This is a genomic window from Blastococcus sp. SYSU DS0973 (genome assembly GCF_054051055.1).
In genome coordinates, this window is sequence record NZ_JBJHAN010000004.1 from 17,266 (window position 1) to 41,970 (window position 24,705).

Below are 24,705 nucleotides of genomic sequence, written 5' to 3' on the forward strand. Positions count from 1 at the left end.
GCCGCAGCGGGCGCCGCCTATCCTTCATGTGTCCCGCCGGGTGGCGGGTGCCGGGCGAGCGTCGCTCGGGAAGGGGCGGCGGAGGTTCAGCTGGCGATGCGCATGCTCGTCACCGGGGGTGCGGGGTTTATCGGCGCCAACTTCGTGCACTACACGCTGCGCGAGCGACCCGAGCACCAGATCACGGTGCTCGACGCCCTGACGTACGCGGGGAACGAGGCGACGCTGGCCCCGGTTCGGGGCGACATCGAGTTCGTGCGCGGCTCGGTCGCCGACGCCGAACTGGTGGATCAGCTGGTGAGCCGCTCGGACGTCGTCGTCCACTTCGCGGCCGAGAGCCACAACGACAACTCGCTGCGCGACCCGTTCCCCTTCCTGGAGACCAACATCGTGGGCACGTACACGATCCTGGAAGCGGTGCGCAGGCACGGTGTCCGGCTGCACCACATCTCCACCGACGAGGTGTACGGCGACCTCGAGCTCGACGACCCGGCGAAGTTCACCCCGCAGACGCCGTACAACCCCTCGAGCCCCTACTCCTCGACCAAGGCCGGCTCGGACCTGCTGGTGCGCGCGTGGGTGCGGTCCTTCGGCATCGTGGCCACCATCTCGAACTGCTCCAACAACTACGGGCCCTACCAGCACGTGGAGAAGTTCATCCCGCGGCAGATCACCAACGTGCTCTCCGGGCTGCGGCCAAAGCTCTACGGCCAGGGTGAGAACGTGCGCGACTGGATCCACGTCGACGACCACAACTCCGCCGTGCACGCGATCATCGACCGGGGCCGCTCGGGGGAGACCTACCTCATCGGCGCCGACGGTGAGCGGAACAACCGCGAGGTGCTCGCGCTCATCCTGGAGCTGACGGGGCAGCCGGCCGACGCGTTCGACCACGTCACCGATCGCGCCGGGCACGACCTGCGCTACGCGATCGACGCCAGCAAGCTGCGTAGCGAGCTGGGCTGGACTCCGCGGTTCACCGAGTTCCGCGACGGCCTGGCGGCCACGATCGACTGGTACCGGGGGAACGAGGACTGGTGGCGGCCGCTCAAGGAGCAGGTCGAGGCGGCCTATGCCGCACGTGGGCAGTGACCGGCCGGTGAAGGCGGTCATCGTCGGCGCGGGCGGGCAGCTCGGCCGCGCGCTCCGGCGCGAGTTCCCCGACGCCCTGGCCCTGGACCGGGCCGCGCTCGACGTCACCGATGCGGCCGCCGTGCAGGCATTCGACTGGTCGGGCACGGACGTCATCCTGAACGCCGCGGCCTGGACCGCCGTGGACGCCGCCGAGGACCCGGCCAACGCCGCCGTCGTCCGAGCCGCGAACGTCGACGCCGTCGGCCACCTGGCCGACGCCGCGGACCAGCACGGCGCGGCCCTCGTGCACCTCTCCAGCGAGTACGTCTACGACGGCACCCACCCCGGCCCGATCCCCGAGGATCTCCCACCCTCGCCGCTGAGCGTGTACGGGTGGAGCAAGGCCGACGGCGACGCGCAGGCCATGGCGGTCGAGCGGCACTGGCTCGTGCGCACCACCTGGGTGGTGGGCGAGGGGAGCAACTTCGTCGCCACCATGGCCGGCCTGGCCGACCGCGGTATCTCCCCTACGGTGGTCGACGACCAGGTCGGCCGGCTGACCTCCGCGCGGGATCTGGCCGCCGGCATCCGGCACCTGGTCGAGAGCGGTGCCCCCTTCGGCACCTACAACCTCACCAATGACGGCGAGCCGGCGTCCTGGGCCGAGGTCGCCCGGCTGGTCTTCACCGTGCGTGGCCGCGCCGCCTCCGACGTGACGCCGGTGAGCACGGCGGACTACTTCGCGGGGAAGTCCGGGATCGCGCCCCGGCCGCTCAACAGCGTGCTCGACCTCGCCCGCATCCGCGGCACGGGATTCCACCCGCCCGACTGGCGGGACGCGCTGCGCACCCACCTGGGCAGCTCCGGTTGATTCCTGCGCCCCGCCGGCTGCCCTGGTCCGTTCCGGTCAGCCCGCCGGGCGCAGGACGCTGGTCGCAGGCAGCACCGGCGCCGTCCCCGAGCCCAGCCGCAGTGTCCCCACGGCCGGCCGGCTGCCGTCGGCGGCCGGTGTGCCGCTGGGTGCGAGGGAGAGTTCGAGCTGGTACACCCGCCCGGTCGGCTCCGGTGGCGAGCCGCCCGGATGGGTGGCGGTGGCCGCGTGCCCGCGGACGGTCAGCCGGTCGCCGTCGCGCTCGATGAGCAGCTGCTCCGGGCCGAGCGTGGCGTGCTCGACCGGGGTGGCGACGCAGCCGGCCGCGACCGGATCGGGCGGGGGCTCGGCGGCGAGGCAGTTGTAGGTGGGCAGCCGGAGCTCCAGCCGCGCCGTGCCGTCGTCGCTGGTGAGCTGCAGCTCCGGATAGGCCGCGGTGATGCCGACCGCGCGGGGCTCGAGCACCAGCCCGGCGACCGCCACATCCGCGACGAGGCGGTCGTCGGTCGCGCCGCCGGCCGTGGGGACCGGCTCCGGGCTCCGCGGCTGCGCCGGGGTGGGCTCGTCGCCGGACCGGCTGCCGGCAGCGATGGCGGCCGCGGTGCCCACCAGCGCCAGGGCGGCGACGCAGAGCACGGCCAGCGGGAGGTGGGCGCGGCGGCGTTCCTCGTCGCGCGGCGGGGGGCCCACCGGCGGGGTGGGGGCCAGCGTCGCCCAGCCGGTGGAGGCGGGCGCCTCCGGTCGCGTGCCCGGCGGGTGCGCGAGGAAGTCGGCCAGGTCGTCGACCCGCCCGTCGGGCGCGCCGGCCGGCCGGTCGCCGGCCGTGCCGCTCCGGCGGCGGGCGGCCGCCACACCGGCGACCACGGCGCCCACGGCCAGGACGCCGAGGACCACGCCGACGACCAGCCAGGCGGCGGAGGTGGAGGCGTCCATCCGGCCCAGCATCTCAGCCGGGTTCGCAACCCCGGCCGTGCGCGGTCAGCCGGTGGGGTCGATCTCCTCGGGGTCGCGGCCGAGGAGGGTGGCCACCTGGTCGACCACCACGTCGCGCACGAGGTCGGCGAGGTCGTCCCGGTCGTGCGCGCGCAGCTCCAGCGGTCGCCGGTAGACGACGATCCGCGGGGGGACGTCCTGCCCCTGCTCCCGGTGGGCGGGCAGCAGGCGGGCCAGCGGGACGCCGGCGTCGTCGAGCACGTCGGAGTCGAGCACCGCCTCGTCGGGATCGGTGTGCTCGACCCAGGGCACGTCCTCGACGGCGAACTCCACACCGGCCAACTCGCGCTCCCAGCGGCGTTCGAGGTCCTCGACCGCGTCGAGGACCAGGTCGTCGAACTGCTCGGCGCGGCTGCGCGCGAGGGGTACCTGCGCGGGCACCAGGCGACCCCGCAGGCCGCGGCCGTGACGGTCGCGGCGGGAACGGGCGCGGCGGCGGGGAGGGCGGCTCATGACGGGTCGAAGAGTACGGCGGCGAGCGACTCGCCGGGCGCCCGAACGGCTCGCCGGACTCTCTCCCGGGTCGCGCCGCGCCCGCCCCGAACCCGCGTCCCACCGGTGACGATGCCCACGGGGTCATCGTGCAGGATGGTGCGTCACAGGCGGGTTGCCGGTGTGCCTGCTGTCGCGCACCGCCGGGCGGGTTTACTGTGCCTTGCGTGAGGAACCGGTGGTGAGGCAGTCACGGCGCTGCTCGCGCAGCGGCTGCGCGCAACCGGCAGCGGCGACCCTGACCTACGTCTACGCGGAGTCGACCGCTGTCGTGGGCCCGTTGGCGACGTTCTCCGAGCCGCACAGCTACGACCTGTGCGAGTTCCACGCGGAACGGCTGACCGTCCCGCGCGGCTGGGAGGTCGTCCGGCACGAGATCGACATCGACGACGTCGGCCCGACCGGGGACGACCTGCTCGCGCTGGCCGACGCCGTCCGCGAGGCCGCCCGGCCGGAGTCGGTGCGCGACCCGGCCGACGACGGCAGGGGCATCCGCCGCGGGCACCTGCGCGTCCTCCCCGACCTGCCCTGAAAGGACCCCGCTGCCCCCCGCCGCTCGCACGCTCGCGGCGGGTCCCTGCAGCGGGGCCGACGGCACTCCGGCGCCCAGTAGTGTCGCCTCGTGCGTGACCTCTCCTCGCTGATCAAGGCCTACGACGTCCGCGGGGTCGTCCCCGACCAGTGGGACGAGGACGTCGCCCGGGCGATCGGCGCGGCGTTCGCCGAGTTCGTGCTCTCCGACAGCGGCGCGACCGCCGTGGTCACCGCGCACGACATGCGCGAGTCGTCCGTCCCGCTCGCCCGCGCCTTCGCCGAGGGCGCCATCGCCCGGGGCGTCGACGTCGTGGAGGCCGGCCTCGGATCGACCGACCTGCTGTACTTCGCCGCCGGTTCGCTCGGCATGCCCGGCGCGATGTTCACGGCAAGCCACAACCCCGCGCAGTACAACGGCATCAAGATGTGCCGGGCGGGGGCCGCCCCCATCGGTCAGGACTCGGGGCTGGGCACCATCCGCGAGTGGGCCGAGCGGGACGCCTACGAGCGGGTGCCCGACCGCGTCGGCACGGTGAGCGCCCGGGACGTGCTGGCCGAGTACGCCGCCCACCTGCGCTCGCTGGTCGACCTCAGCACGATCCGGTCGCTGAAGGTCGTCGTCGACGCGGGCAACGGCATGGGCGGGCACACGGTGCCCGTGGTCCTGGCCGGCCTGCCGCTGGACGTCGTGCCCATGTACTTCGAGCTCGACGGCTCGTTCCCCAACCACGAGGCCAACCCGCTGGACCCGGCCAACCTGGTCGACCTGCAGCGGGCCGTCGTCGAGCACGGCGCCGACATCGGCCTGGCGTTCGACGGGGACGCCGACCGGGTCTTCGTGGTCGACGAGCGCGGCGAGCCGGTCAGCCCCTCGGCGATCACCGCCCTGGTGGCGGTCCGCGAGCTCGCCAAGGGCCGCGGGACGACGATCATCCACAACCTGATCACCTCCCGCGCCGTTCCGGAGATCGTCCGCGAGCACGGCGGGCAGCCGGTGCGCACCCGCGTCGGGCACTCGTTCATCAAGGCCGAGATGGCGCGTACCGATGCCGTGTTCGGCGGCGAGCACTCGGCGCACTACTACTTCCGCGATTTCTGGCGGGCCGACACGGGCATGCTCGCGGCCATGCACGTCCTCGCCGCCTTGGGCGAGCAGGGGCGGTCGCTGTCGGAGCTGACCGCCGCCTACTCGCGCTACGCCGCCTCCGGCGAGATCAACTCCACCGTGGCCGACGCCGCGGAGCGGACGGCCGCGGTGCGCGGGATCTTCGAGGAGCAGGAGGGCGTCACCGTCGACGAGCTCGACGGGCTGACCGTCGAGCTGCCCGACGGCGCGTGGTTCAACCTGCGGGCCAGCAACACCGAGCCGCTGCTGCGGCTCAACGTCGAGGCGCCGGACGTGGCGCGCATGACCGAGCTGCGCGACCAGGTGCTCCGCACCGTGCGCGCCGAACAGGAGCAGAAGTGACCGCACCGCAGAGCCTTCCCGGCGGCCCGCTGGGCCTGGACCCGGATCTCCTGTCGATCCTCGCCTGCCCCGACACCCACCACACGCCGCTGACCGTCGACGAGGCGGCCGGCGAGCTGGTCTGCGGTACCTGCGACCGGGCCTTCCCCGTCCGCGACGGCATCCCCGTGCTGCTCCTGGACGAGGCACGGCGCCGCTCGTCATGACCTCGCCCGAGTTCGCCGAGGAGGTCCTCGACGACCTCGAGCTGCTGCGCGCGCGGGACCCGCGCGGGCTGCTGCCGGCGGTGGCCGGCGCGGGTGCGCAGGTGCGGGAGACCGCGCGGCTGACCGACGAGGCCGGCCTCGGCCGGGTCACCGAGGGTGGCCGGCCCCGCGGGCTGGTGATCGTGGCCCGGCGGGAGGGCGCCGTCGCCGCGTCGGTGCTGAGCGCCCTGCTGGGGCCCTCCAGCCCGGTCACCGTCGACGTCGTCCCGGGCCCCGCGCTGCCCGTCTGGACCGGCCCGAGCGACATCGCGGTCGTCGTCACGCGCACCGGTGCGGGGGCGTACGCGGTCGCCCCGGCCTACGAGGCCGCCCGCCGGGGGGTCTCCCTGGTGGGCATCGGCGCCGACGACGCACCGCTGCGCGCCGCCTGCTCCACCGCCCGGGCGCCCTACGTCGCACTGCCCCGCACCCGTGTGCGGCACACCGCGCTCTGGTCGCTGCTCACCCCGATGCTGCGGCTGGCCACCGACCTCGGGTTGGTGGCCGAGGGCGTGGCCGACACCGATGCGGTGGCGGCCGCGCTCGACGAGGTGGCCGCGGAGTGCGGGCCGGCCCGCGAGTCGTTCGTCAACCCGGCGAAGACGCTCGCGCTCGAGCTGCTCGACGCCCTGCCCGTGATCGCCGCGGAGGGTCCGCTGGCCGGTGCGGCGGCGACCCGCGTGGCCGACCAGTTGGCCACCCTGGCGGGGCTGCCGGTCACCGGCTTCCGGCTGCCCGACCAGCGGGTCGCGGCGTGCGCCGTCCTCGGCGGGCCACTGGCGCCGCAGGACGGCGCCGACGACTTCTTCCGCGACCGCGCCGACGACGCCGGGCGCCGGCTGCGGCTGCTCACCATCCGGGACAGCGACGCCGGTGCGCACGACGGCGCGGGGGAGCGGGAGCCGCGCTCGGCGGAGGAGGCGATGCAGCAGGTGCTGCGGACCGCCGCCGCCCACAACGTGCCGGTCAGCGGACTGGCCGAGCACGGCGACCCGGAGCGCTACGCGCGCCTGCCGCGGCTGGCGCGGCAGTTCGCCCTCGCCGACTTCAGCGCCGTCTACCTGGCGCTGGCGCTGGACTCCGAGCGGGCGTCCCGTCCGTGAGGGCGCGCGCCGGGCGAGGACGGTCCACCATCATTGCGACAGCACGCCGGTGCTGACCGACCGGAAGGACTTCCCTTGGCGGGTGGACTCGTAGCCCTGCTCGACGACGTGGCCGTGCTGGCGCGTGCGGCCGCCGCCTCGATCGACGACATCGGCGCCGCTGCCGGGCGGGCCAGCATCAAGGCCGCCGGCGTCGTCGTCGACGACACCGCCGTCACGCCGCAGTACGTGCACGGGCTGAACGCCGACCGCGAGCTGCCGATCATCCGGAAGATCGCCCTGGGCTCGCTCCGGAACAAGCTGCTGATCATCCTCCCGGCGATCCTGCTGCTCAGCCAGTTCCTGCCGTTCCTCCTCACCCCGATCCTGATGCTCGGTGGCGCCTACCTCTGCTATGAGGGCGCCGAGAAGATCTGGCACCGGATCAGCGGCCACGCCGAGACCCACGCATCGGTGGAGGAGGCGCTCCCGGACGAGAAGACCCTCGTCACCGGGGCGGTGCGCACCGACTTCATCCTGTCCGCCGAGATCATGGTCATCAGCCTCAACGAGGTCGCCAGTGAGAGCTTCGTGTCCCGGGCGGTCATCCTGGCGGTGGTCGCGCTCGGGATCACCGTGCTGGTGTACGGCGTCGTCGGCGTCATCGTGAAGATGGACGACGTCGGGCTGAGCCTGTCCCAGCGCGCCGGGAAGGGCGTGGCCGCGTTCGGTCGCGGCCTGGTGAAGGGCATGCCGAAGCTGCTGTCCGCCCTCACCGTCATCGGCACCGCGGCGATGCTGTGGGTCGGCGGGCACATCATCCTGGTGGGCACCGACGAGCTGGGCTGGCACGGCCTGTACGGCGTGGTGCACCACCTGGAGGAGGCCGCGCACGAGGCCTCCGGCGCCCTCGGCGGGGTCGTGGGCTGGCTGGTCAACACGCTGGCCAGCGCGCTGCTCGGCCTCCTGGTCGGGGCGCTGGTCGTGCTGGTGATGAACCTGACGGTGCACCGGAAGAAGGCGGGAGCCGCGGCGCACTGAAAGAGGACCCCGTCCTCCTCACGCCCCGCACGCTCGGCGCGAGCCTCGGGACGGGGCCGCGTCGGTGGGGGACAGTGGGGGCATGGAGCAGGGGAGGACCGATCGCACCGTGCTGTCACCGGAGCGGCGGCGGGCCGACCGCGCCCGGCTGGCCGACGGTGTCGTCGACGTGCTGGTCATCGGCGGCGGGGTGACCGGCGCCGGGGCCGCGCTGGACGCCGCCAGCCGCGGCCTGTCGGTGGGGCTGCTGGAGGCCCGGGACTGGGCGGCCGGCACCTCCAGCCGGTCGAGCAAGCTCATCCACGGCGGGCTGCGGTACCTGGAGCAGCTGGCCTTCCCGCTGGTGCGCGAGGCGCTCAAGGAGCGGGCCCGGCTGGTCTCCACGATCGCGCCGCACCTGGTGCGGCCGCTGCCCTTCCTCCTGCCGCTGACCGCGCCGGCCTGGCAGCGGGTCTACTACGGGGCGGGTGTCGCGCTCTACGACGTGCTCGGTGCCGCCTTCGCGCGCCACCGGGAGACGGGCGGGCGGGCGATGCCGCGACACCGTCACCTGTCCCGGCGGGCCACGCTGGAGGCGTTCCCGGCGCTGCGCGGCGACGTCGTCCGGGGAGCGATCCGCTACTGGGACGCCCAGGTCGACGACGCCCGGCACACCCTCGCCGTCGTCCGGACGGCGGCGGGCTACGGCGCCCACGTGCTCTCCAGCGCCCGGGTCGTCGGCCTGCTGCGCGACGGTGACGCTGCGGACGCGCCGGTCGTCGGCGTCCGGGTGGCCGACCTGACCGACGGCACCTCGTTCACCGTCCGCGCCCGCAGCGTCATCGCCGCGACCGGGGTGTGGAGCGACGACGTGGGGGAGATGCTCGGCGCATCGGCGCCGAGCCTGAAGGTGCGGGCCTCCAAGGGGGTGCACCTGGTGGTGCCCCGCGCGGCGATCGACGGCGGCGAGATCGGGCCCCACGGGCTGATCCTGCGCACGCCCACCAGCGTGCTGTTCGTGATCCCGTGGCACGACGACTGGATCGTCGGCACCACCGACACGCCTTGGCGGCTCGACCGCGACCACCCGGCCGCGAGCAGCGCCGACATCGACTACCTGCTCGACCAGGTCAACCGGGTGCTGACCCGTCCGCTCTCGGCCGACGACGTCGTCGGGGTGTACGCCGGCCTGCGGCCCCTGCTGGCGGGCGAGTCCGACGACACCAGCCGGCTCTCCCGCGAGCACGCCGTCGTCACCCCGGTACCCGGCCTGGTGCTCGTGGCCGGCGGGAAGTACACGACGTACCGGGTGATGGCCGCCGACGCCGTCGACGCCGCCGTCGAGCGGCTGCCGGGTGCGCCGCGCTCGCGCACTGCCGAGCTGCCGCTGGTCGGCGCGCGCGGCTGGGCCGGCGTGCGGGGCCGCGCGGGCGAGCTGGGCGCCGCGCACGGGGTCCCGGAGGACGCCGTCGCGCGTCTGCTGCAGCGCCACGGCGACCAGGTGACGGCGGTGCTCGACCTGGTGCGGAGCGATCCGGCGCTGGGCCGTCCGCTGGCCGGTTCCCCCGGCCACCTCGCCGCGGAGGTGGTGCACGCGGTGGCGGCCGAGGGGGCGCTGCACCTCGACGACGTGCTCACCCGGCGCACGCGGATCTCCATCGAGACGCCGCACCGCGGGGTCGAGTCGGCTCCGGAGGCGGCGGCCCTGATGGCCGGCGTCCTCGGCTGGGACGAGGAGCGCACCGCCCGGGAGGTCACCCACTACGCGGCCCGGGTCGACGCCGAGCGCGAGTCGCAGCGCATGCCCGACGACCGGACCGCGGACGCGGCCCGCGTCGGGGCGCCGGACGTGCGCGCCGCGGTCTGAGCGCGCCGGCATACGCACCCTCCCCCGCGGGGTGACGGCGCGTACCCGATCCCGGGTGGACGACGTAACCTGCCCCTACGATGTGGCAGCTCAGCAACGGCGTGCGGTACTACCCCTGGGGTAGCCGAACCGTCATCCCCGAACTCCTGGGCGAGCCCGTGCCCGCCGACCGGCCGCACGCGGAGCTGTGGGTCGGGGCGCACCCGGACGGGCCCAGCACGCTCGCCGACGGCCGTCCGCTGGACAAGGCGATCACCGAGGATCCCGAGGCGCTGCTCGGCGCTGCGGTGCTCGAGCGCTTCGGCCCCCGGCTGCCGTTCCTGATGAAGGTGCTCGCGGCGGACACCCCGCTGTCGCTGCAGGCGCACCCCACGATGGAGCAGGCCCGGGTCGGCTACGCCGCCGAGGAGGCCGCCGGCATCCCGCACGACGACCCGACGCGCACGTTCAAGGACCCCTTCCACAAGCCGGAGCTGCTGCTCGCGCTGACCACGTTCGAGGCCCTCTGCGGGTTCCGGCCGGTGGAGGAGTCGCTGCACTGCCTGGCCAAGCTGCAGGTGCCCGAGCTCAAGCCCACGATCGCCGCCCTGGCACGCGGTGGACTGCGGGCCGCGATCCCGCAGCTGCTTGCGCTGTCGGGCAAGCGGCGCACGCAGCTGGTGGAGGTGGTGGCGACCAAGGCGGCCACCTTCGTCGCCGCGCACGACCCGGAGTTCATCAACACCTACCGCTGGGCGGCCACCCTCGCCGAGTCCTACCCAGGCGACCCGGGCGTGGTCATCTCGTTGATGTGCAACCACCTGAAGCTGTCGCCGGGGGAGGCGGTGTTCCTCCCCGCGGGGAACCTGCACGCCTACCTGTCGGGCGCGGGGGTGGAGGTGATGGCCAGCTCGGACAACGTGCTCCGCGGGGGCCTGACGGCCAAGCACGTCGACCTGGCGGCGCTGATCGAGGTGTTGGACTTCAGCGACGGCCGGGTGCCGGTGCTCCACCCGGTGCTGGGCCCCGGCGGCCTGCGCTACCCCGTGCCGGTCACGGACTTCGACCTCACCCGCTGCCAGCTCGACGAGCAGGCGGGCACGCTGACCACCCGTGGCCCGCAGCTGATCTTCTGCACCGAGGGAGCGGCCGTCCTCGCCTCGGTCGACGGCGAGCTGACCCTGGAGAAGGGGCGCTCCGCGTTCGTCCCGGCCGGGGCACCGGTCACCGCCCGCGGCCCCGCCGTCCTCTACCGGGCGACGACGAACGTCGGCTGACCTCCCGCCCCCCGGCGTTGCACCGCAGGGCCGGCGACCCACCGGCCTAGCGTCGGGGCGTCCGCAGATCCGGCTGGGAGGGGAGTTCCGTGCAGGTCCGCCCCGGATCCCGGCCGCGCCGGCTCGCCGTCGTCCTGGCCGTCGGCCTCGCGGCGGCGCTGAGCGGCGGATGCGACACCGTCGACGTCCCCGGGAGCGGCGACGGGACCGCGGCCACCGGGGGGTCCGGCACCGACGGCACCGCGGCGCTGACCGGCCCGGCGCCGGCCGCGCTGGACGGGCTGGCGGTGAAGGGGCGTGCGGCCCGGACCGGCTACGACCGCGACCGCTTCGGCGCCGGCTGGGTGGACACCGACCGCAACGGATGCGACACCCGCAACGACGTCCTGGCCCGTGACCTCACCGGCGAGACGTTCGTGCCGGGCACGCAGGACTGCGTGGTTCTCAGCGGCACGCTCGCCGATCCGTACTCCGGCCGGACGATCGCCTTCCAGCGCGGCCAGGACACCAGCGACGACGTGCAGATCGACCACGTCGTCGCGCTGTCCGACGCCTGGCAGAAGGGCGCCCAGCAGTGGGACGCCGCGACGAGGACCGCCTTCGCCAACGACCCGCTGAACCTCCTGGCCGTCGACGGTCCGCTGAACATGCAGAAGGGCGCCGGCGACGCCGCCACCTGGCTGCCGCCGGCGACCTCGTACCGCTGCGCGTACGTCGCCCGGCAGGTGGCGGTGAAGGCCGGCTACGGGCTCTGGGTGACCCAGGCGGAGCGGAACGCCATGGCCACCGTGCTGGCCACCTGCCCCGACGAGCCGTTGCCCGGGGCGGTCACGACCGCCCCGGGCGCCGGGCCGGCTGCTGCGGGCGGGGTCTTCTACGCCGATTGCGCCGCCGTCCGCGCCGGGGGAGCCGCCCCGATCCGGGTCGGAGATCCGGGCTGGCGTCCGTCGTTCGACGGCGACGGCGACGGGGTGGGTTGCGAGCGCTGAGCCGACGGGTGGGATGCGTGGCAGCCTCGCCCTATCCTGGAGGGCGGCACGAGCCCCGCCGAAGCCTCGGCATGCTCGCTCTCCTCGACGACCCCGTAGCGCCCGGCTGCTCACGGCCGGGCGCGGACACTGGAGCGACATGACCGCCAGCACTGGCACCCGCACGCTGACCGACGCCGACTTCAAGGTCGCCGACCTCTCCCTGTACGGCTTCGGCCGCAAGGAGATCCAGCTCGCCGAGCACGAGATGCCCGGCCTCATGGCGCTGCGCGCCGAGTACGGCGACGAGCAGCCGCTGGCCGGCGCCCGCATCGCCGGCTCGCTGCACATGACGGTGCAGACCGCCGTCCTCATCGAGACGCTGACGGCGCTGGGCGCCGACGTCCGCTGGGTGAGCTGCAACATCTTCTCCACCCAGGACCACGCCGCCGCGGCGATCGTCGTCGGCGACGGTACCCCCGAGCAGCCCGCCGGCGTCCCCGTCTTCGCCTGGAAGGGCGAGACGCTGGAGGAGTACTGGTGGTGCACCCAGCGGCTGTTCGAGTTCCGTGACTCCTCCGGCGCGGTCGTCGGCCCGAACATGCTGCTCGACGACGGCGGTGACGCCACCCTGCTGATCCACCTGGGCACCCGGTTCGAGGCCGACGGCGTCGTCCCCGACACCACCGAGGCCGACTCCGAGGAGTACGGCGTGATCCTCGACGTGCTGCGCGGCACGCTCGCCCAGGACGGCGGGTACTGGACCCGCATCGGCGAGGGCATCGCCGGCGTCACCGAGGAGACGACCACGGGCGTCATGCGGCTGTACGAGCTCGCCCGTGAGGGCCGGCTGCTCTTCCCGGCGATCAACGTCAACGACTCGGTGACCAAGAGCAAGTTCGACAACCTCTACGGCTGCCGGCACTCGCTGATCGACGGCATCAACCGCGCCACCGACGTCATGATCGGTGGCAAGGTCGCCGTCGTCTGCGGATACGGCGACGTCGGCAAGGGCTGCGCGGAGTCCCTCCGCGGCCAGGGCGCCCGCGTGATCATCACCGAGATCGACCCGATCAACGCCCTCCAGGCGGCGATGCACGGCTACGAGGTGACCACGCTGGACGAGGTCATCGGCAAGGCCGACATCATCATCACCGCCACCGGCAACAAGGACATCATCTCGGCCGAGCAGCTCGCCTCGACCAAGCACCAGGCGATCATCGGCAACATCGGGCACTTCGACAACGAGATCGACATGGCCGGCCTGGCCCGCACCCCGGGCATCCAGCGGACGACGATCAAGCCGCAGGTCGACGAGTGGCGGTTCGCCGACGGCCACACGATCATCGTGCTCTCCGAGGGCCGGCTGCTGAACCTCGGCAACGCCACCGGGCACCCCAGCTTCGTCATGAGCGCCTCGTTCTCCAACCAGGTCCTCGCCCAGATCGAGCTGTGGAACAACCGCGCCGCCTACGAGGGGCGGACCCCCGGCGTCACGGTGCTGCCGAAGAAGCTCGACGAGCACGTGGCGCGGCTGCACCTCGGCGCGCTGGGCGTGAAGCTCACCGAGCTGACCAAGGTGCAGGCCGACTACATCGGCGTCCCGGTCGAGGGTCCCTACAAGAGCGACCACTACCGCTACTGAGGGGACCCGCCTGCCCCCCACCCTTCGCACGCTCAGGGCGGGACCCCGCAGGCGGGCCGCTCCAGCGGGGTCACCTGCGACCTGATCAGCACGGCACCTGTTCCGCCCCGCCCGGGGGTCCTCTCGGGCGGGGCGGAGCGCTGTGGGCGGTCCGTCGCGCAGAATGGTCGCCGTGTCCCCTACCGCTCCGCAGAACGGACCCAGCCGCGGCCGTGTCCTGGTCGTCGACGACGACGCCGCCCTCGCCGAGATGCTCGGCATCGTGCTGCGACGCGAGGGGTACGAGCCGGCGTTCGTCTCCGACGGCAACCGCGCCGTCGGCGTCTTCCAGCAGACCCGGCCCGACCTGGTCCTGCTGGACCTGATGCTGCCCGGCCGCAACGGTCTGCAGATCTGCCAGGACATCCGGACGCAGTCGACCGTGCCGATCGTCATGCTCACCGCCAAGGGCGACACGATCGACGTCGTCCAGGGCCTGGAGGCCGGCGCCGACGACTACGTCACCAAGCCGTTCAAGCCCGTCGAGCTGGTGGCCCGCGTTCGCGCCCAGCTGCGTCGGGGTGAGACCGGGCAGGCGGAGAACCTCAGCATCGGCGACGTGCAGATCGACGTGCCCGCGCACCAGGTCACCCGGGACGGCGTGCCCATCGCGCTCACGCCGCTGGAGTTCGACCTGCTCGTGGCGCTGGCCCGCAAGCCGCGGCAGGTCTTTACCCGCGAGCTGCTGCTCGAGCAGGTCTGGGGCTACCGGCACGCCGCCGACACCCGCCTGGTCAACGTGCACGTGCAGCGCCTCCGGGCCAAGGTCGAGCGCGACGCCGAAAAGCCCGAGGTCGTCCTGACCGTGCGCGGGGTGGGCTACAAGGCGGGTCCCCCGTGAGCGGCACCGGGCGCGGAGGAACGGGACCGGGCGCCGGCCGGGTGACACTGGGGCGGTGACCGCCACCCGGAGCCCACAGACGGACGCCGGGTCCCCGCAGCGCTCGGGGAAGACCGGTCGCGGTCCCCGCGCGGGCGACCGGTTCGTGCGGGCGCGCAGCGGCCTGCGCCGGCGCGCCGGACGGGCCCGCCGACGGGCGCGCGTCACCCTCCGGCAGCTGGCCACCCGGGGCGTGCACACCTGGCGGTCGTCGCTGCAGGTGCGCATCGGCGCGATCACCATGCTGCTGGCCGGCACGGTCGTGCTCATCGTGAGCATGGTGCTGTTCAGCCAGATCCGCGACCAGCTCCTGGACGTGAAGCGTCAGGCCGCCATCGACCAGGTGCAGGCCGGCGTCGTGTACGCCCAGAGCGAGGTGGCCGGCATCGCCACCGGCGACGCGGCCAGCGTCCGGACCACCCTGGCCCGCACCGTGAACCAGCTGCTCGACCGGGGTGGCGCGGCCGGTGACTTCGACGTCGTGATGGTCTACCGCACCGGCGACCGGGACCGGACGGCCAGCAACCGCCGCCCGCTGTACACGGCGCTGCCCCAGGACCTGCGGGCCGCCGTCGACGCCGGCAGCCAGGCCTCCAAGTACGACATGGTCCCGGGCGCCTCCGGCGAGCCCCGGCCGAGCCTGCTGGTGGGGGCGCCGGTCACCGGAGACGCCACCGGCCCCGACCGGATCGAGCTGTACTACGTCTTTCCGCTCCAGCAGGAGCAGGAGAGCCTCTCGCTCATCCGCAGCACCGTGGTGATCAGCGGCGTCGCCCTCACACTCCTCGTCGTCGGCATCGGCGTGCTGGTCACCCGGCTCGTGGTGGACCCGGTGCGGCAGGCGGCCGGCACGGCGCAGCGGCTGGCCGAGGGACAGCTCGAGGAGCGCATGGCGGTCCGGGGCGAGGACGACCTGGCGCGGCTGGCGACGAGCTTCAACGCGATGGCCGACAGCCTGCAGCGCCAGATCACCCAGCTGGAGGGGCTCTCCCAGCTGCAGCAGCGGTTCACCTCCGACGTCTCCCACGAGTTGCGCACCCCGCTGACCACCGTGCAGATGGCCGCCGAGGTGCTGCACGAGGCGCGGGGCGACTTCCCCGCCCACGTCGCCCGCTCCGCGGAGCTGCTGCGGGCCGAGCTCGACCGGTTCGAGGCCCTGCTGACCGACCTGCTGGAGATCAGCCGGTACGACGCCGGCGCGGCCGTGCTGGACTCGGCGCCGACCGACATGGGGGCGCTGGTCGGCCGCGTCGTCGACGGGATGACCTCGCTCGCCCAGCGGCACGACTGCGAGCTGCAGGTGACCCGTCCGGTCGACGCGGTGCTGGCCGAGGTCGACGCCCGCCGGGTCGAGCGGATCCTGCGCAACCTCGTCGGCAACGCGATCGAGCACGGCTCGGGGCACCCGGTGGAGATCACCCTGGCGGCCAACCGCTCCGCTGCGGCGGTCACCGTCCGCGACCACGGGGTGGGCCTCAGCTCCGGCGAGGCCCAGCACGTGTTCGACCGGTTCTGGCGGGCGGACCCCTCCCGGGTGCGCACGGTCGGCGGCAGCGGGCTGGGCCTGTCGATCAGCCTCGAGGACGCCCGCCTGCACGGCGGGTGGTTGCAGGTCTGGGGCCAGCCCGGCGCCGGCGCGCAGTTCCGGCTCACCCTGCCGCTGGTGGCGGGCGCGGACCTGACCAGCTCGCCGCTCCCGCTGCGGCCGGTCAAGCTGCGTCGGCCAGGGGTGCCGCGGTGAGCCGGGGCAGGTCGCTCGCCGTGGCGGTGCTCGCGGCCGTGCTGCCCCTGGCCTCGTGCTCCACGGTGCCGTCGAGCTCCCCGGTCGTCGAGATCACCCAGGCGCCGGCCCGGGTGGCGGAGGCGGTCGGCATCGAGCCACTGCCACCGGAGGCCGGTGCCAGTGCCGAGGAGATCGTGCGCGGCTTCATCGACGCCGCGGCCAGCGCGGTCCGCCGGCACCCGGTCGCCCGCCAGTACCTCGCGCCCGAGCCGGCCGAGAGCTGGACCGACGAGAGCGGGATCAGCGTCATCGGCACCGACTTCGCCGTGGTGACCACCGACGCCGGTGCCGTCACGGTGACCGCCAACCTGATCGGGACGGTCGATCCGCGCGGCGTGTTCACCGTGGCCGACCGGGGGCTGTTCACCCGTACGTTCAGCCTGCAGCAGGTCGACGGCGAGTGGCGGATCAGCGACCCGCCCGACGGCCTGATCATGCTGGAGCCGGACTTCCGCCGGCTCTACGACGGCGTCTCGGCGTACTTCCTCGACTGGACGGCGCAGCGCGTCGTCCCGGACCCGAGGTACTTCATCCGGGGCGGGTCCCAGCCCACGGCGCTGGTCGAGCGGCTGATCACCGGCCCGTCGGCTCCGCTGGCGGCCGGCGTCCGCAACCCGCTCAGCGGGGTGCAACTGGCCCGCGCGGTCGTCGTCGACGGCCAGACGGCGACCGTGGAGCTCACCGGCCTGCCGGCCGAGCCCTCACCGCTGCTGGCCGAGATCTGCGCGCAGCTGGTGTGGAACCTGACGCAGCTGGACCAGCCGCGGATCAGCAACGTGGTCGTGCTGCTCGACGGTGAGCCGGTGACCCCGGGTGGGGTGCCGGTGCAGCAGACCGTCGAGCACTGGGCCTCCTTCGACCCGGACGCCGTGCCGGTCGACGGGGTCGGGCACTACATCGAGGCGGGGGCCCTGCGGACGGTCGCCGCCGGCGAACCCGCCCCGGGCCCGGCGGGCACGGGGGTCTACGGGCTCAGCAGCGCGGCGATCGCCGCCGATGCGGCCAGCGGTCGGCTCTCCTTCCTGGCCGGCGTGCGCACCGACCCGGACGGCGCCACGCTGCTCGCCGGTCCCTACGGCGGGGAGCTCGCCCCGGTGCTGAGCGCCCGCACGCTGAGCGCCCCCACCGTCGCGGCCACCCGCACCGAGGCCTGGATGGTGCGCGACGGCGCCGAGATCGTCCGCGTGCCGGCCGGGGGGCCGCCGCAGCCGGTCGCCGCCCCCACCCTCGCCGGTCTGGGCCGGGCCGAGGTGCTGCAGCTCTCGCCGGACGGCGTCCGGGCCGCGGTCGTGGTCGACGGGCCGCAGGGTCGGCGGTTGCACGTGGGCACCGTGGTCCGCTCCGACGACGGCGCCGTGGTGCTGCGCGACCTGCGGAACGTGGCCCCGACGCTGGCCGGCGTCATCGACGTGGGCTGGCGGGACAGCGGCGACCTGCTGGTCCTGGCCGGGGACGAGGGGGAGGACCGCATCGTTCCGTACTCGGTCGGGGTCGACGGCTGGGGGCTGGCCCTCGTGCCGACGTCCGGCCTGCCCAGCCAGCCGACCTCGCTGGGCGTCGCGCCGCTGCGCGAGGCGCTGGTGAGCGCCGGTGACACCGTCTGGCAGCTGGCCGGAGGCACCTGGGTCACCCTGGTCCGCGGCGCCGAGCCGCTGCCGGGGACGGCGCCGTTCTACCCGCTCTGAGCAAAACGGGTCGTGGCCCACAGGCGGGGGGCCCGGGAGGACCACGTCCACAGGTCTCCGCGTGCAGTGTCGGCGCAGGCGTAGGGGCGGGAGGCTGGCGGGGTGGTCCTCCCGGTGCTGGCGGCGCTCGCCGACCTGGTGCTGCCCCGCACCTGCGCGGGCTGCGGAGTGCCCGGACCGGTGCTGTGCACCGGCTGCGCCCGGTTGCTCGCCGCACCACGGCTCGCGCAGCCCCGGCGCTTTCCGCACGGCTTTCCGCCGACCGTCGCGGCCGGCGCCTACGCCGGGCCGGTCCGTCCGGTGGTCAACGCCTTCAAGGAGCAGGGGCGGGCGGAGCTGGCCGCGCCGCTGGGGACCGCGCTCGCGCTCGCCGTCGCCGCCGTCCGCCTGGGGGTCGGCGGCGAGCCGCCGGTGCTGCTGGTGCCGGTGCCCGCCTCGCCCGCCGCCGTCCGCGCCCGTGGCCGGGACCACGTGCGGGAGCTGACCGCGCGGGCGGTGGCCGAGCTGCGCGCCGTCGGCGTGATCGCCGCCGAGCGCCGGGCGCTGCGGCGCCGGGGCCGGATCCGTGACTCGGCGGGGCTCACCGTCGCCGAGCGGCGGGCGAACCTCGCCGGCACGTTCGCGCTCGACCCCGGCCGCGAGCCGGCGGCTGCGCTGCTGGTCCTGGTCGACGACGTGGTGACCACAGGCGCCACTCTCACCGAGGCGGCGGCGGTGCTCGCCGCCGGCACCGGCCCGGCCGCGCCCCCGGTCGTCGCGGCGGTCGTGGCGGCCACTCCCCGGGAGCCGGGAGGCCCGGTCCGCGGCCCGAGCGGCCCGGGCGCGTACCGGTCCGGGGCCGTCCTCCCGCACGACCTCGATCGACTGTCGGACCCCGGGAGGAGCGACTAGCGTCGAAGCGACCCAATCCCCGCTCCAACCGGGAGGTCTCATGGAGATCGTGGTCCGTGGTCGCAACGTCGAGGTGCCTGAGCACTACCGACAGCACGTCGAGGACAAGGTCGGTCAGCTGGAACGGTTCGACGCCAAGCTCTCCCGCATCGACGTGGAGCTGTTCCACGAGAAGAACCCCAGGCAGGCGGCCAGCTGCCAGCGGGTGGAGATCACCCTCCGCGGCAAGGGGCCCGTCGTCCGCGCCGAGGCGGCCGGCCCCGACTTCTACGCCGCCCTCGACCTGGCGTCGGCGAAGCTGGACAACCGGCTGCGCCGGGCGGCCGACCGCCGCCGGGTGCACCACGGTCGCCGGACCCCCGACAGCGTCCGCCTGACCGGCGCGGCGCTGGACGCAGGGCATCCCGAGCTGAGCATCGAGCAGCAGCTCGAGCTCGACCGCGAGCTCGCCTCCGGGCCGCACGTCACCGACCTGGACGAGCACCTGCCCGGGCGGGTGGTGCGGGAGAAGCACCATCCCGCGACGCCCATGACCGTCGACCAGGCCCTCCACGAGATGGAGCTGGTCGGCCATGACTTCTTCCTGTTCCAGTGCGCCGACACCGGCGTGCCGACCGTGGTCTACCGCCGGCACGCCTACGACTACGGGCTGATCCGGCTCGCCCCCGTGTCCCCGGACGGCGCCGCACCGGCCGGGCAGCCGGCGGCCACCTCGGCCGGCGTCTGACCGCGGGGGGGGGGGCGGGCGCCCCCCCCCCCGCCCGCCCCCCCGCGGGGGTGCGGCCGCCCGCACCCCCGCCCGACCGCCGGGTCGGCCCGCGGCGACCCCGCCGAACAGGACCGCGCCGCACGAGCCGGTCGGTGTGCACGGTCTCGGCGGTCAGGTCCACGGCGGCGAGGTCGAGCGTCACCGCCCGATGCTCATGCGTTGCCGAGGATGCGGTCGACCGTGATCGCGAGGACCACCCGCGCCGGGTTCTCCCGGGGCTGGCGGTACCGGGCCGCGTAGCGCGCGACGGCGTCGGCGACCGAGGCGGCGTCCTCCCGCACCACCGCCGTTCCCTCCAGGGTGACCCAGCGCCGGCCGTCGACCTGGCAGACGGCGACGCGGCCCTGCCCGTCCCGCACGTGGCGCGCCTTCGCGGAGCCACCGGAGGTGATCACCCGCGCCGTCCTCGTCGCGGCGTCGTAGGTGACGCCCACCGGTACGACGTGCGGGGTGCCGTCGCGCCGTAGCGTGGTCAGCGTCGCCAGGTGGCGCTCGGTGAGGAAGGTGAGCAGGCCGGGGCCGAGGTCGTCCAGGTCGTGCGGCACGGGTGCAGGTTAGGCCGGACGCCGGACGGTGCACCCGGCGCGATCCCACCGGTACCCGGAGCGCGCAGCGGCCCCTCCGGGGCGTCGGGGGAGGTGCCTCCGCGTCGCGGACCACCGTGCTGGCGTCGCCGCCTACGCTGGGGGCGTGGTGTTCTCGAAGATCCTCCGTGCCGGTGAGGGCAAGCTCGTCCGACGGCTGGGCAGAATCGCTGATGCGGTCGAGTCGCTCGCCGACGACTACACGGACCTCTCCGACGCGGAGCTCCGCGCGAAGACCGATGAGTTCAAGGCACGGTACGCCGACGGGGAGTCCCTCGACGCCCTGCTCCCGGAGGCCTTCGCGGTGGTCCGCGAGGCGGCCACCCGGACCCTCGGGCAGCGCCACTTCCGCGTCCAGCTCATGGGCGGGGCCGCCCTGCACCTGGGCAACATCGCCGAGATGCGCACCGGTGAGGGCAAGACGCTGACCGGCGTCCTGCCGGCCTACCTCAACGCGCTGACCGGCGAGGGCGTGCACGTCGTCACGGTCAACGACTACCTGGCCAAGCGCGACGCCGAGTGGATGGGCCGGGTGCACCGGTTCATGGGGTTGTCGGTCGGCACGATCCTGTCCGGGCAGGCGCCCTCGGTGCGGCGCGAGCAGTACGCCGCCGACATCACCTACGGCACGAACAACGAGTTCGGCTTCGACTACCTGCGCGACAACATGGCGTGGAGCAAGGCCGACCTCGTGCAGCGCGGGCACCACTACGCGATCGTGGACGAGGTCGACTCCATCCTCATCGACGAGGCCCGCACCCCGTTGATCATCAGTGGCCCGGCCGAGACCAGCGCCAAGTGGTACGGGGAGTTCGCCCGGCTGGTGCCGATGATGAAGCGCGACGTCCACTACGAGGTGGAGGAGGACAAGCGCACCGTCGCCGTCACCGAGGAGGGCGTGGAGTTCGTCGAGGACCAGCTCGGCATCGACAACCTCTACGAGGCGGCCAACACACCGCTGATCAGCTACCTGAACAACGCCCTCAAGGCCAAGGAGCTGTTCAAGAAGGACCAGCAGTACATCGTCAGCAACGGCGAGGTGCTGATCGTCGACGAGTTCACCGGCCGCGTGCTGGCCGGCCGCCGCTACAACGAGGGCATGCACCAGGCCATCGAGGCCAAGGAGAAGGTGAAGATCAAGGACGAGAACCAGACGCTCGCCACGATCACCCTCCAGAACTACTTCCGGCTCTACGACAAGCTCTCGGGGATGACCGGGACCGCCCAGACCGAGGCGGCGGAGCTCAACCAGACCTACTCGCTGGGTGTCGTGCCGATCCCGACCAACCGGCCGATGGTCCGGCAGGACAGATCCGACGTCATCTACAAGACGGAGAAGGCGAAGTTCGACGCCGTCGTCGACGACATCGCCGAGCGGCACGAGGCCGGCCAGCCGGTGCTGGTGGGCACGGCGAGCGTCGAGAAGTCCGAGGTGCTGGCCAAGTACCTGCTCCGGCGGGGCATCCCGCACGAGGTGCTCAACGCCAAGAACCACGCCCGGGAGGCGTCGATCATCGCCCGGGCCGGCCGGCCGGGGGCGGTCACCGTCGCCACCAACATGGCCGGCCGCGGCACCGACATCCAGCTCGGCGGCAACGCCGAGTTCATCGCCGACGAGGTGCTGCGCGCCCGGGGCCTGACGCCGACGGAGACCCCGGAGGAGTACGAGGCTGCCTGGGACGAGGCGCTCGAGGCGGCCAAGGCGCAGGTCAAGGCGGAGCACGAGGAGGTCGCCGAGGCCGGCGGCCTGTACGTGCTGGGCACCGAGCGGCACGAGAGCCGCCGGATCGACAACCAGCTGCGCGGCCGCTCCGGCCGGCAGGGCGACCCGGGGGAGTCGCGGTTCTACCTCTCCCTCGGGGACGACCTGATGCGCCGGTTCAACGGGCCGATGCTCGAGTCGATGATGAACACGCTGCGAGTGCCCGACGACCAGCCGATCGAGTCGAAGATGGTCAGCCGGGCGATCCTCTCGGCGCAGACCCAGGTCGAGCAGCAGAACTTCGAGGTCCGCAAGAACGTCCTCAAGTACGACGAGGTGCTCAACCGGCAGCGCACCGTCATCTACGACGAGCGCCGCAGGGTGCTCGACGGCGCCGACCTGCACGAGCAGGTCGCCACGATGGTCGACGACGTCATCAGCGCCTACGTGGACGGTGCGACCGAGACCGGGTACGCCGAGGACTGGGACCTCGACCAGCTCTGGACCGGCCTCAAGGCCCTGTACCCGGTCGGTCTCACCATCGACGAGCTGATCGAGCAGAAGGCCGGCGGCGAGCAGTCCGACCTCTCCGCCGAGGACCTCAAGCAGACGATGCTCGACGACGTGCGCCGCGCCTACGAGGAGCGCGAGGCCGCGCTGGGCTCGGAGGTCATGCGCGAGCTCGAGCGGCGGGTGCTGCTGAGCGTGCTGGACCGCAAGTGGCGCGAGCACCTCTACGAGATGGACTACCTGCGGGCCGGCATCCACCTGCGTGCGATGGCCAACCGCGACCCGGTCGTGGAGTACCAACGCGAGGGCTACGACATGTTCGTGGCGATGCTCGACGGCATCAAGGAGGAGTCGGTCGGCTTCCTGTTCAACCTCGAGGTGAAGACCAAGGAGGAGCAGGAGGCCGAGACCAAGGCCAAGCAGGCCGAGGCCGAGGCCAAGGCGCTCGCCGCGGCCCAGGCCGGCACGGCGAAGGTGCTGGCCCGTCAGGCGACGGCGACCAAGGCGGCTGCCGGCACCGCGGCCGCCGCGACGGCCCGCCGCTCGTCGACGCCCCCGGCGGCCCCGGCTGCGTCCCCGGCTGCCCCGGCGGCTGCTCCGACAGCGACCGCCTCGGCGGCTGCTCCGGCGGCGACCACTCCGGCGGCTGCTCCGGCGGCGACCGCCCCGGCGGACGGGTCCGCGGCCGACGAGGCGTCCTCCTCGGGCACCGGTTCGACCCTCGCCGTCAAGGGCCTCGATCAGCCGCGCCCCCAGGAGAACCTGACCTACTCGGCGCCCAGCCTCGACGCCTCCCCGGCCGAGGGTGGACGGGCGAAGGCCGCCAAGACCGCGACTGTCTCCGGCACCAAGGAGACCCCGCGCAACGCACCCTGCCCGTGCGGATCGGGCCGCAAGTACAAGCAGTGCCACGGCGCGGCTGGCGGCGGCTGAGGGATCGACCGGCCGCAGCCGGGCCGGAGCGATGACGCCCCGCCGACCGACCGGTCGATGGGGCGTCGTGCTGCGTGGCCGGTGTGCCCGGGGACTCAGCCGATCTGCAGGGCCGTGCACCGCCAGTGCCCGTCGATGCCCTCCAACCGTGCCGCGACGGCGTGCGCGCGCCCGCCGCGGTGGGCGACGGCGCTGATCTCCGCGACCCCGTCCACCGGCTCGCACACCCGCACCCGGCCGATCACCAGCGGGGCGTTCCCCTCGGCGCACCACCGCGGTCGGCGGCCGGCGGACAGGGCCGCGTAGACCCCGGCCGTGGTGAGGGGGCGCACCTGGGCGAGGGGCCGCCGCCCGACCAGGGCCTCCAGCGCGGTGGTCACGAGCCGCCGGGCCGCCTCGGTTGCCAGCGGGAGCTCGGCCCGGCTCGACAGGACCGGCCCGAACTCGTCGCGGGGGGTGGCGGTCGACAGCAGCCGCGGGCGCGGGCCGGGCCGCGGGACCGCGGAGGGGATCGGCCGCCCGAGGTCCACCAGGCGCAGGGCCGGCCGCGGCCCCAGGGGCGGCTGCGGCGTAGGGACGACGGTGAGGCGGATGGCAGGGCGCCCGGCGGGCGCGACGGTGCGGGACGGTGCGGTCATCGGGGCTCCCGGTACTGGCGGTCGGTGGGGGGACAGGTGGGTCACGGCTGGAGGGGAGGGCGCAGCACCTGGCCGGGCAGCAGCCGGTCGGGATCGGGCCCGATCACGTCGGCGTTGGCCGCCCACCACGCCTGGACGGCCCTGGTCACCTCGGCGGCGGAGGGTGCGCGCCTGGAGTCCGCCGCCAGGCGGCGCTCGGCGATCTCCCAGAGGCAGTCGCCCCGGACGACGACGTGCTCGCCGGCCGCGGGTACGTCGGGCCAGTCGGGGACGACGTCCCCGTCGCGGTGGTCGTCGTCCGTCGCCGCTGTGGCCGACGGGGGAACCGGCCAGTCGGGTGCGGGGCTCCCCGTCGCCGAGGTGGTGGGCGGGACGTCGTCCGAGGCTGCGGCCGGCGTCGCGGCGAGCACGGTCACCGCCGCTCCCAGGGCGGGTGGGGCGATCCCGAGGCCGATACCCAGGGCGAGCGCGGCGGCCCGGCGGGCGCCGCGTGGGAGCAGCGCCCCGAGGGCCCCGTCGGCGACCGTGCCGGCCGCACCCGGTACCGCGGACAGCGCGGTCAGCAGCAGTCCGAGCGACCCCCAGGCCCACACCAGCCAGGCCAGCAGCCCGACGACGTGCAGGACCAGGACGTCGGCGCCGGCTGCGTCAGCCGTGCGCTGGGCCGCCCCGACGGCGGAGAAGGACTCGGGCAGGGCGGGGGTCAGCACCGCCAGCGCAGCAGCGATGCCGGCCATGCCCAACGCCGTCCCGACCAGGCGTCGTGCTGACATCCA

At 74.3% G+C, this 24,705-nt stretch carries 22 protein-coding genes; 17 read left to right on the plus strand and 5 right to left on the minus strand.

Going from position 1 to position 24,705, the window contains the following annotated elements; genetic code table 11:
• Window positions 1-96 precede the first annotated feature (96 nt).
• Both rfbB and ACI791_RS08665 read left to right on the plus strand, forming a co-directional pair.
• Window positions 97-1,092, plus strand: a complete 996-nt coding sequence (rfbB, locus tag ACI791_RS08660; RefSeq protein ID WP_456585689.1) for a dTDP-glucose 4,6-dehydratase — start codon at window positions 97-99, stop codon at window positions 1,090-1,092.
• Window positions 1,093-1,099: 7 nt separating this feature from the next.
• A complete protein-coding gene (locus tag ACI791_RS08665; protein ID WP_456585690.1) occupies window positions 1,100-1,945 on the plus strand; it encodes an SDR family oxidoreductase in 846 nt (281 codons plus the stop codon).
• A gap of 36 nt (window positions 1,946-1,981) precedes the next feature.
• On the opposite strand, the gene ACI791_RS08670 is transcribed toward ACI791_RS08665, so the two are convergent.
• The gene (locus ACI791_RS08670; protein ID WP_456585691.1) at window positions 1,982-2,878 is read right to left on the minus strand and encodes a hypothetical protein; all 897 of its coding nucleotides are present in this window, start codon (window positions 2,876-2,878) and stop codon (window positions 1,982-1,984) included.
• A gap of 45 nt (window positions 2,879-2,923) precedes the next feature.
• Window positions 2,924-3,391, minus strand: a complete 468-nt coding sequence (locus tag ACI791_RS08675) for a metallopeptidase family protein (RefSeq protein ID WP_347057868.1) — start codon at window positions 3,389-3,391, stop codon at window positions 2,924-2,926.
• Window positions 3,392-3,611: 220 nt separating this feature from the next.
• On the opposite strand from ACI791_RS08675, the gene ACI791_RS08680 reads away from it, so the two are divergent.
• From ACI791_RS08680 to hpf, 14 genes are all read left to right on the plus strand, one after another.
• Window positions 3,612-3,962, plus strand: coding sequence for a DUF3499 domain-containing protein (locus ACI791_RS08680; RefSeq protein WP_347057867.1), 351 nt, complete (start codon window positions 3,612-3,614; stop codon window positions 3,960-3,962).
• A gap of 90 nt (window positions 3,963-4,052) precedes the next feature.
• Window positions 4,053-5,432, plus strand: coding sequence for a phosphomannomutase/phosphoglucomutase (locus tag ACI791_RS08685; protein WP_456585692.1), 1,380 nt, complete (start codon window positions 4,053-4,055; stop codon window positions 5,430-5,432).
• Entirely contained in the window at window positions 5,429-5,638 is a 210-nt protein-coding gene (locus ACI791_RS08690) for a Trm112 family protein (RefSeq protein ID WP_456585693.1), read from the plus strand. Before ACI791_RS08685 ends, ACI791_RS08690 begins: the two co-directional genes overlap by 4 nt.
• Window positions 5,635-6,780: an SIS domain-containing protein gene (locus tag ACI791_RS08695; RefSeq protein ID WP_347057865.1), complete on the plus strand. Its 1,146-nt coding sequence runs from the start codon at window positions 5,635-5,637 to the stop codon at window positions 6,778-6,780. Before ACI791_RS08690 ends, ACI791_RS08695 begins: the two co-directional genes overlap by 4 nt.
• Before the next feature lie 75 nt (window positions 6,781-6,855).
• Window positions 6,856-7,800, plus strand: a complete 945-nt coding sequence (locus tag ACI791_RS08700) for a DUF808 domain-containing protein (protein WP_456585694.1) — start codon at window positions 6,856-6,858, stop codon at window positions 7,798-7,800.
• Between the two features lie 82 nt (window positions 7,801-7,882).
• Entirely contained in the window at window positions 7,883-9,646 is a 1,764-nt protein-coding gene (locus ACI791_RS08705) for a glycerol-3-phosphate dehydrogenase/oxidase (protein WP_456585695.1), read from the plus strand.
• Window positions 9,647-9,726: 80 nt separating this feature from the next.
• A complete protein-coding gene (manA, locus tag ACI791_RS08710; protein ID WP_456585696.1) occupies window positions 9,727-10,902 on the plus strand; it encodes a mannose-6-phosphate isomerase, class I in 1,176 nt (391 codons plus the stop codon).
• Between the two features lie 89 nt (window positions 10,903-10,991).
• Window positions 10,992-11,891: a GmrSD restriction endonuclease domain-containing protein gene (locus tag ACI791_RS08715; RefSeq protein ID WP_456585697.1), complete on the plus strand. Its 900-nt coding sequence runs from the start codon at window positions 10,992-10,994 to the stop codon at window positions 11,889-11,891.
• A 139-nt stretch (window positions 11,892-12,030) separates the two neighbouring features.
• Window positions 12,031-13,515, plus strand: coding sequence for an adenosylhomocysteinase (gene ahcY / locus ACI791_RS08720; protein WP_456585698.1), 1,485 nt, complete (start codon window positions 12,031-12,033; stop codon window positions 13,513-13,515).
• 163 nt (window positions 13,516-13,678) lie between these two features.
• Window positions 13,679-14,395 carry an MtrAB system response regulator MtrA gene (mtrA, locus tag ACI791_RS08725; RefSeq protein WP_347057859.1) on the plus strand — a complete coding sequence of 239 codons (717 nt, stop codon included), beginning with the start codon at window positions 13,679-13,681 and terminating at the stop codon, window positions 14,393-14,395.
• A 55-nt stretch (window positions 14,396-14,450) separates the two neighbouring features.
• Window positions 14,451-16,175: an MtrAB system histidine kinase MtrB gene (mtrB, locus tag ACI791_RS08730; protein WP_456585699.1), complete on the plus strand. Its 1,725-nt coding sequence runs from the start codon at window positions 14,451-14,453 to the stop codon at window positions 16,173-16,175.
• The gene (locus ACI791_RS08735; RefSeq protein WP_456585700.1) at window positions 16,172-17,902 is read left to right on the plus strand and encodes an LpqB family beta-propeller domain-containing protein; all 1,731 of its coding nucleotides are present in this window, start codon (window positions 16,172-16,174) and stop codon (window positions 17,900-17,902) included. Before mtrB ends, ACI791_RS08735 begins: the two co-directional genes overlap by 4 nt.
• 102 nt (window positions 17,903-18,004) lie before the next feature.
• Window positions 18,005-18,793: a ComF family protein gene (locus tag ACI791_RS08740; protein WP_456585701.1), complete on the plus strand. Its 789-nt coding sequence runs from the start codon at window positions 18,005-18,007 to the stop codon at window positions 18,791-18,793.
• A 40-nt stretch (window positions 18,794-18,833) separates the two neighbouring features.
• Window positions 18,834-19,520: a ribosome hibernation-promoting factor, HPF/YfiA family gene (gene hpf, locus ACI791_RS08745; RefSeq protein WP_456585702.1), complete on the plus strand. Its 687-nt coding sequence runs from the start codon at window positions 18,834-18,836 to the stop codon at window positions 19,518-19,520.
• A 194-nt stretch (window positions 19,521-19,714) separates the two neighbouring features.
• On the opposite strand, the gene ACI791_RS08750 is transcribed toward hpf, so the two are convergent.
• A complete protein-coding gene (locus ACI791_RS08750; protein WP_456585703.1) occupies window positions 19,715-20,107 on the minus strand; it encodes a pyridoxamine 5'-phosphate oxidase family protein in 393 nt (130 codons plus the stop codon).
• A 145-nt stretch (window positions 20,108-20,252) separates the two neighbouring features.
• On the opposite strand from ACI791_RS08750, the gene secA reads away from it, so the two are divergent.
• A complete protein-coding gene (secA, locus tag ACI791_RS08755) occupies window positions 20,253-23,291 on the plus strand; it encodes a preprotein translocase subunit SecA (RefSeq protein ID WP_456585704.1) in 3,039 nt (1,012 codons plus the stop codon).
• A 95-nt stretch (window positions 23,292-23,386) separates the two neighbouring features.
• Here the strand turns inward: secA and ACI791_RS08760 are convergent, their stop codons facing one another.
• Window positions 23,387-23,929 (minus strand): Rv3235 family protein, encoded by a 543-nt coding sequence (locus tag ACI791_RS08760; protein WP_456585705.1) that lies wholly within the window; start codon window positions 23,927-23,929, stop codon window positions 23,387-23,389.
• A gap of 41 nt (window positions 23,930-23,970) precedes the next feature.
• Window positions 23,971-24,702: a LysM peptidoglycan-binding domain-containing protein gene (locus tag ACI791_RS08765; RefSeq protein WP_456585706.1), complete on the minus strand. Its 732-nt coding sequence runs from the start codon at window positions 24,700-24,702 to the stop codon at window positions 23,971-23,973.
• Window positions 24,703-24,705 lie beyond the last annotated feature (3 nt).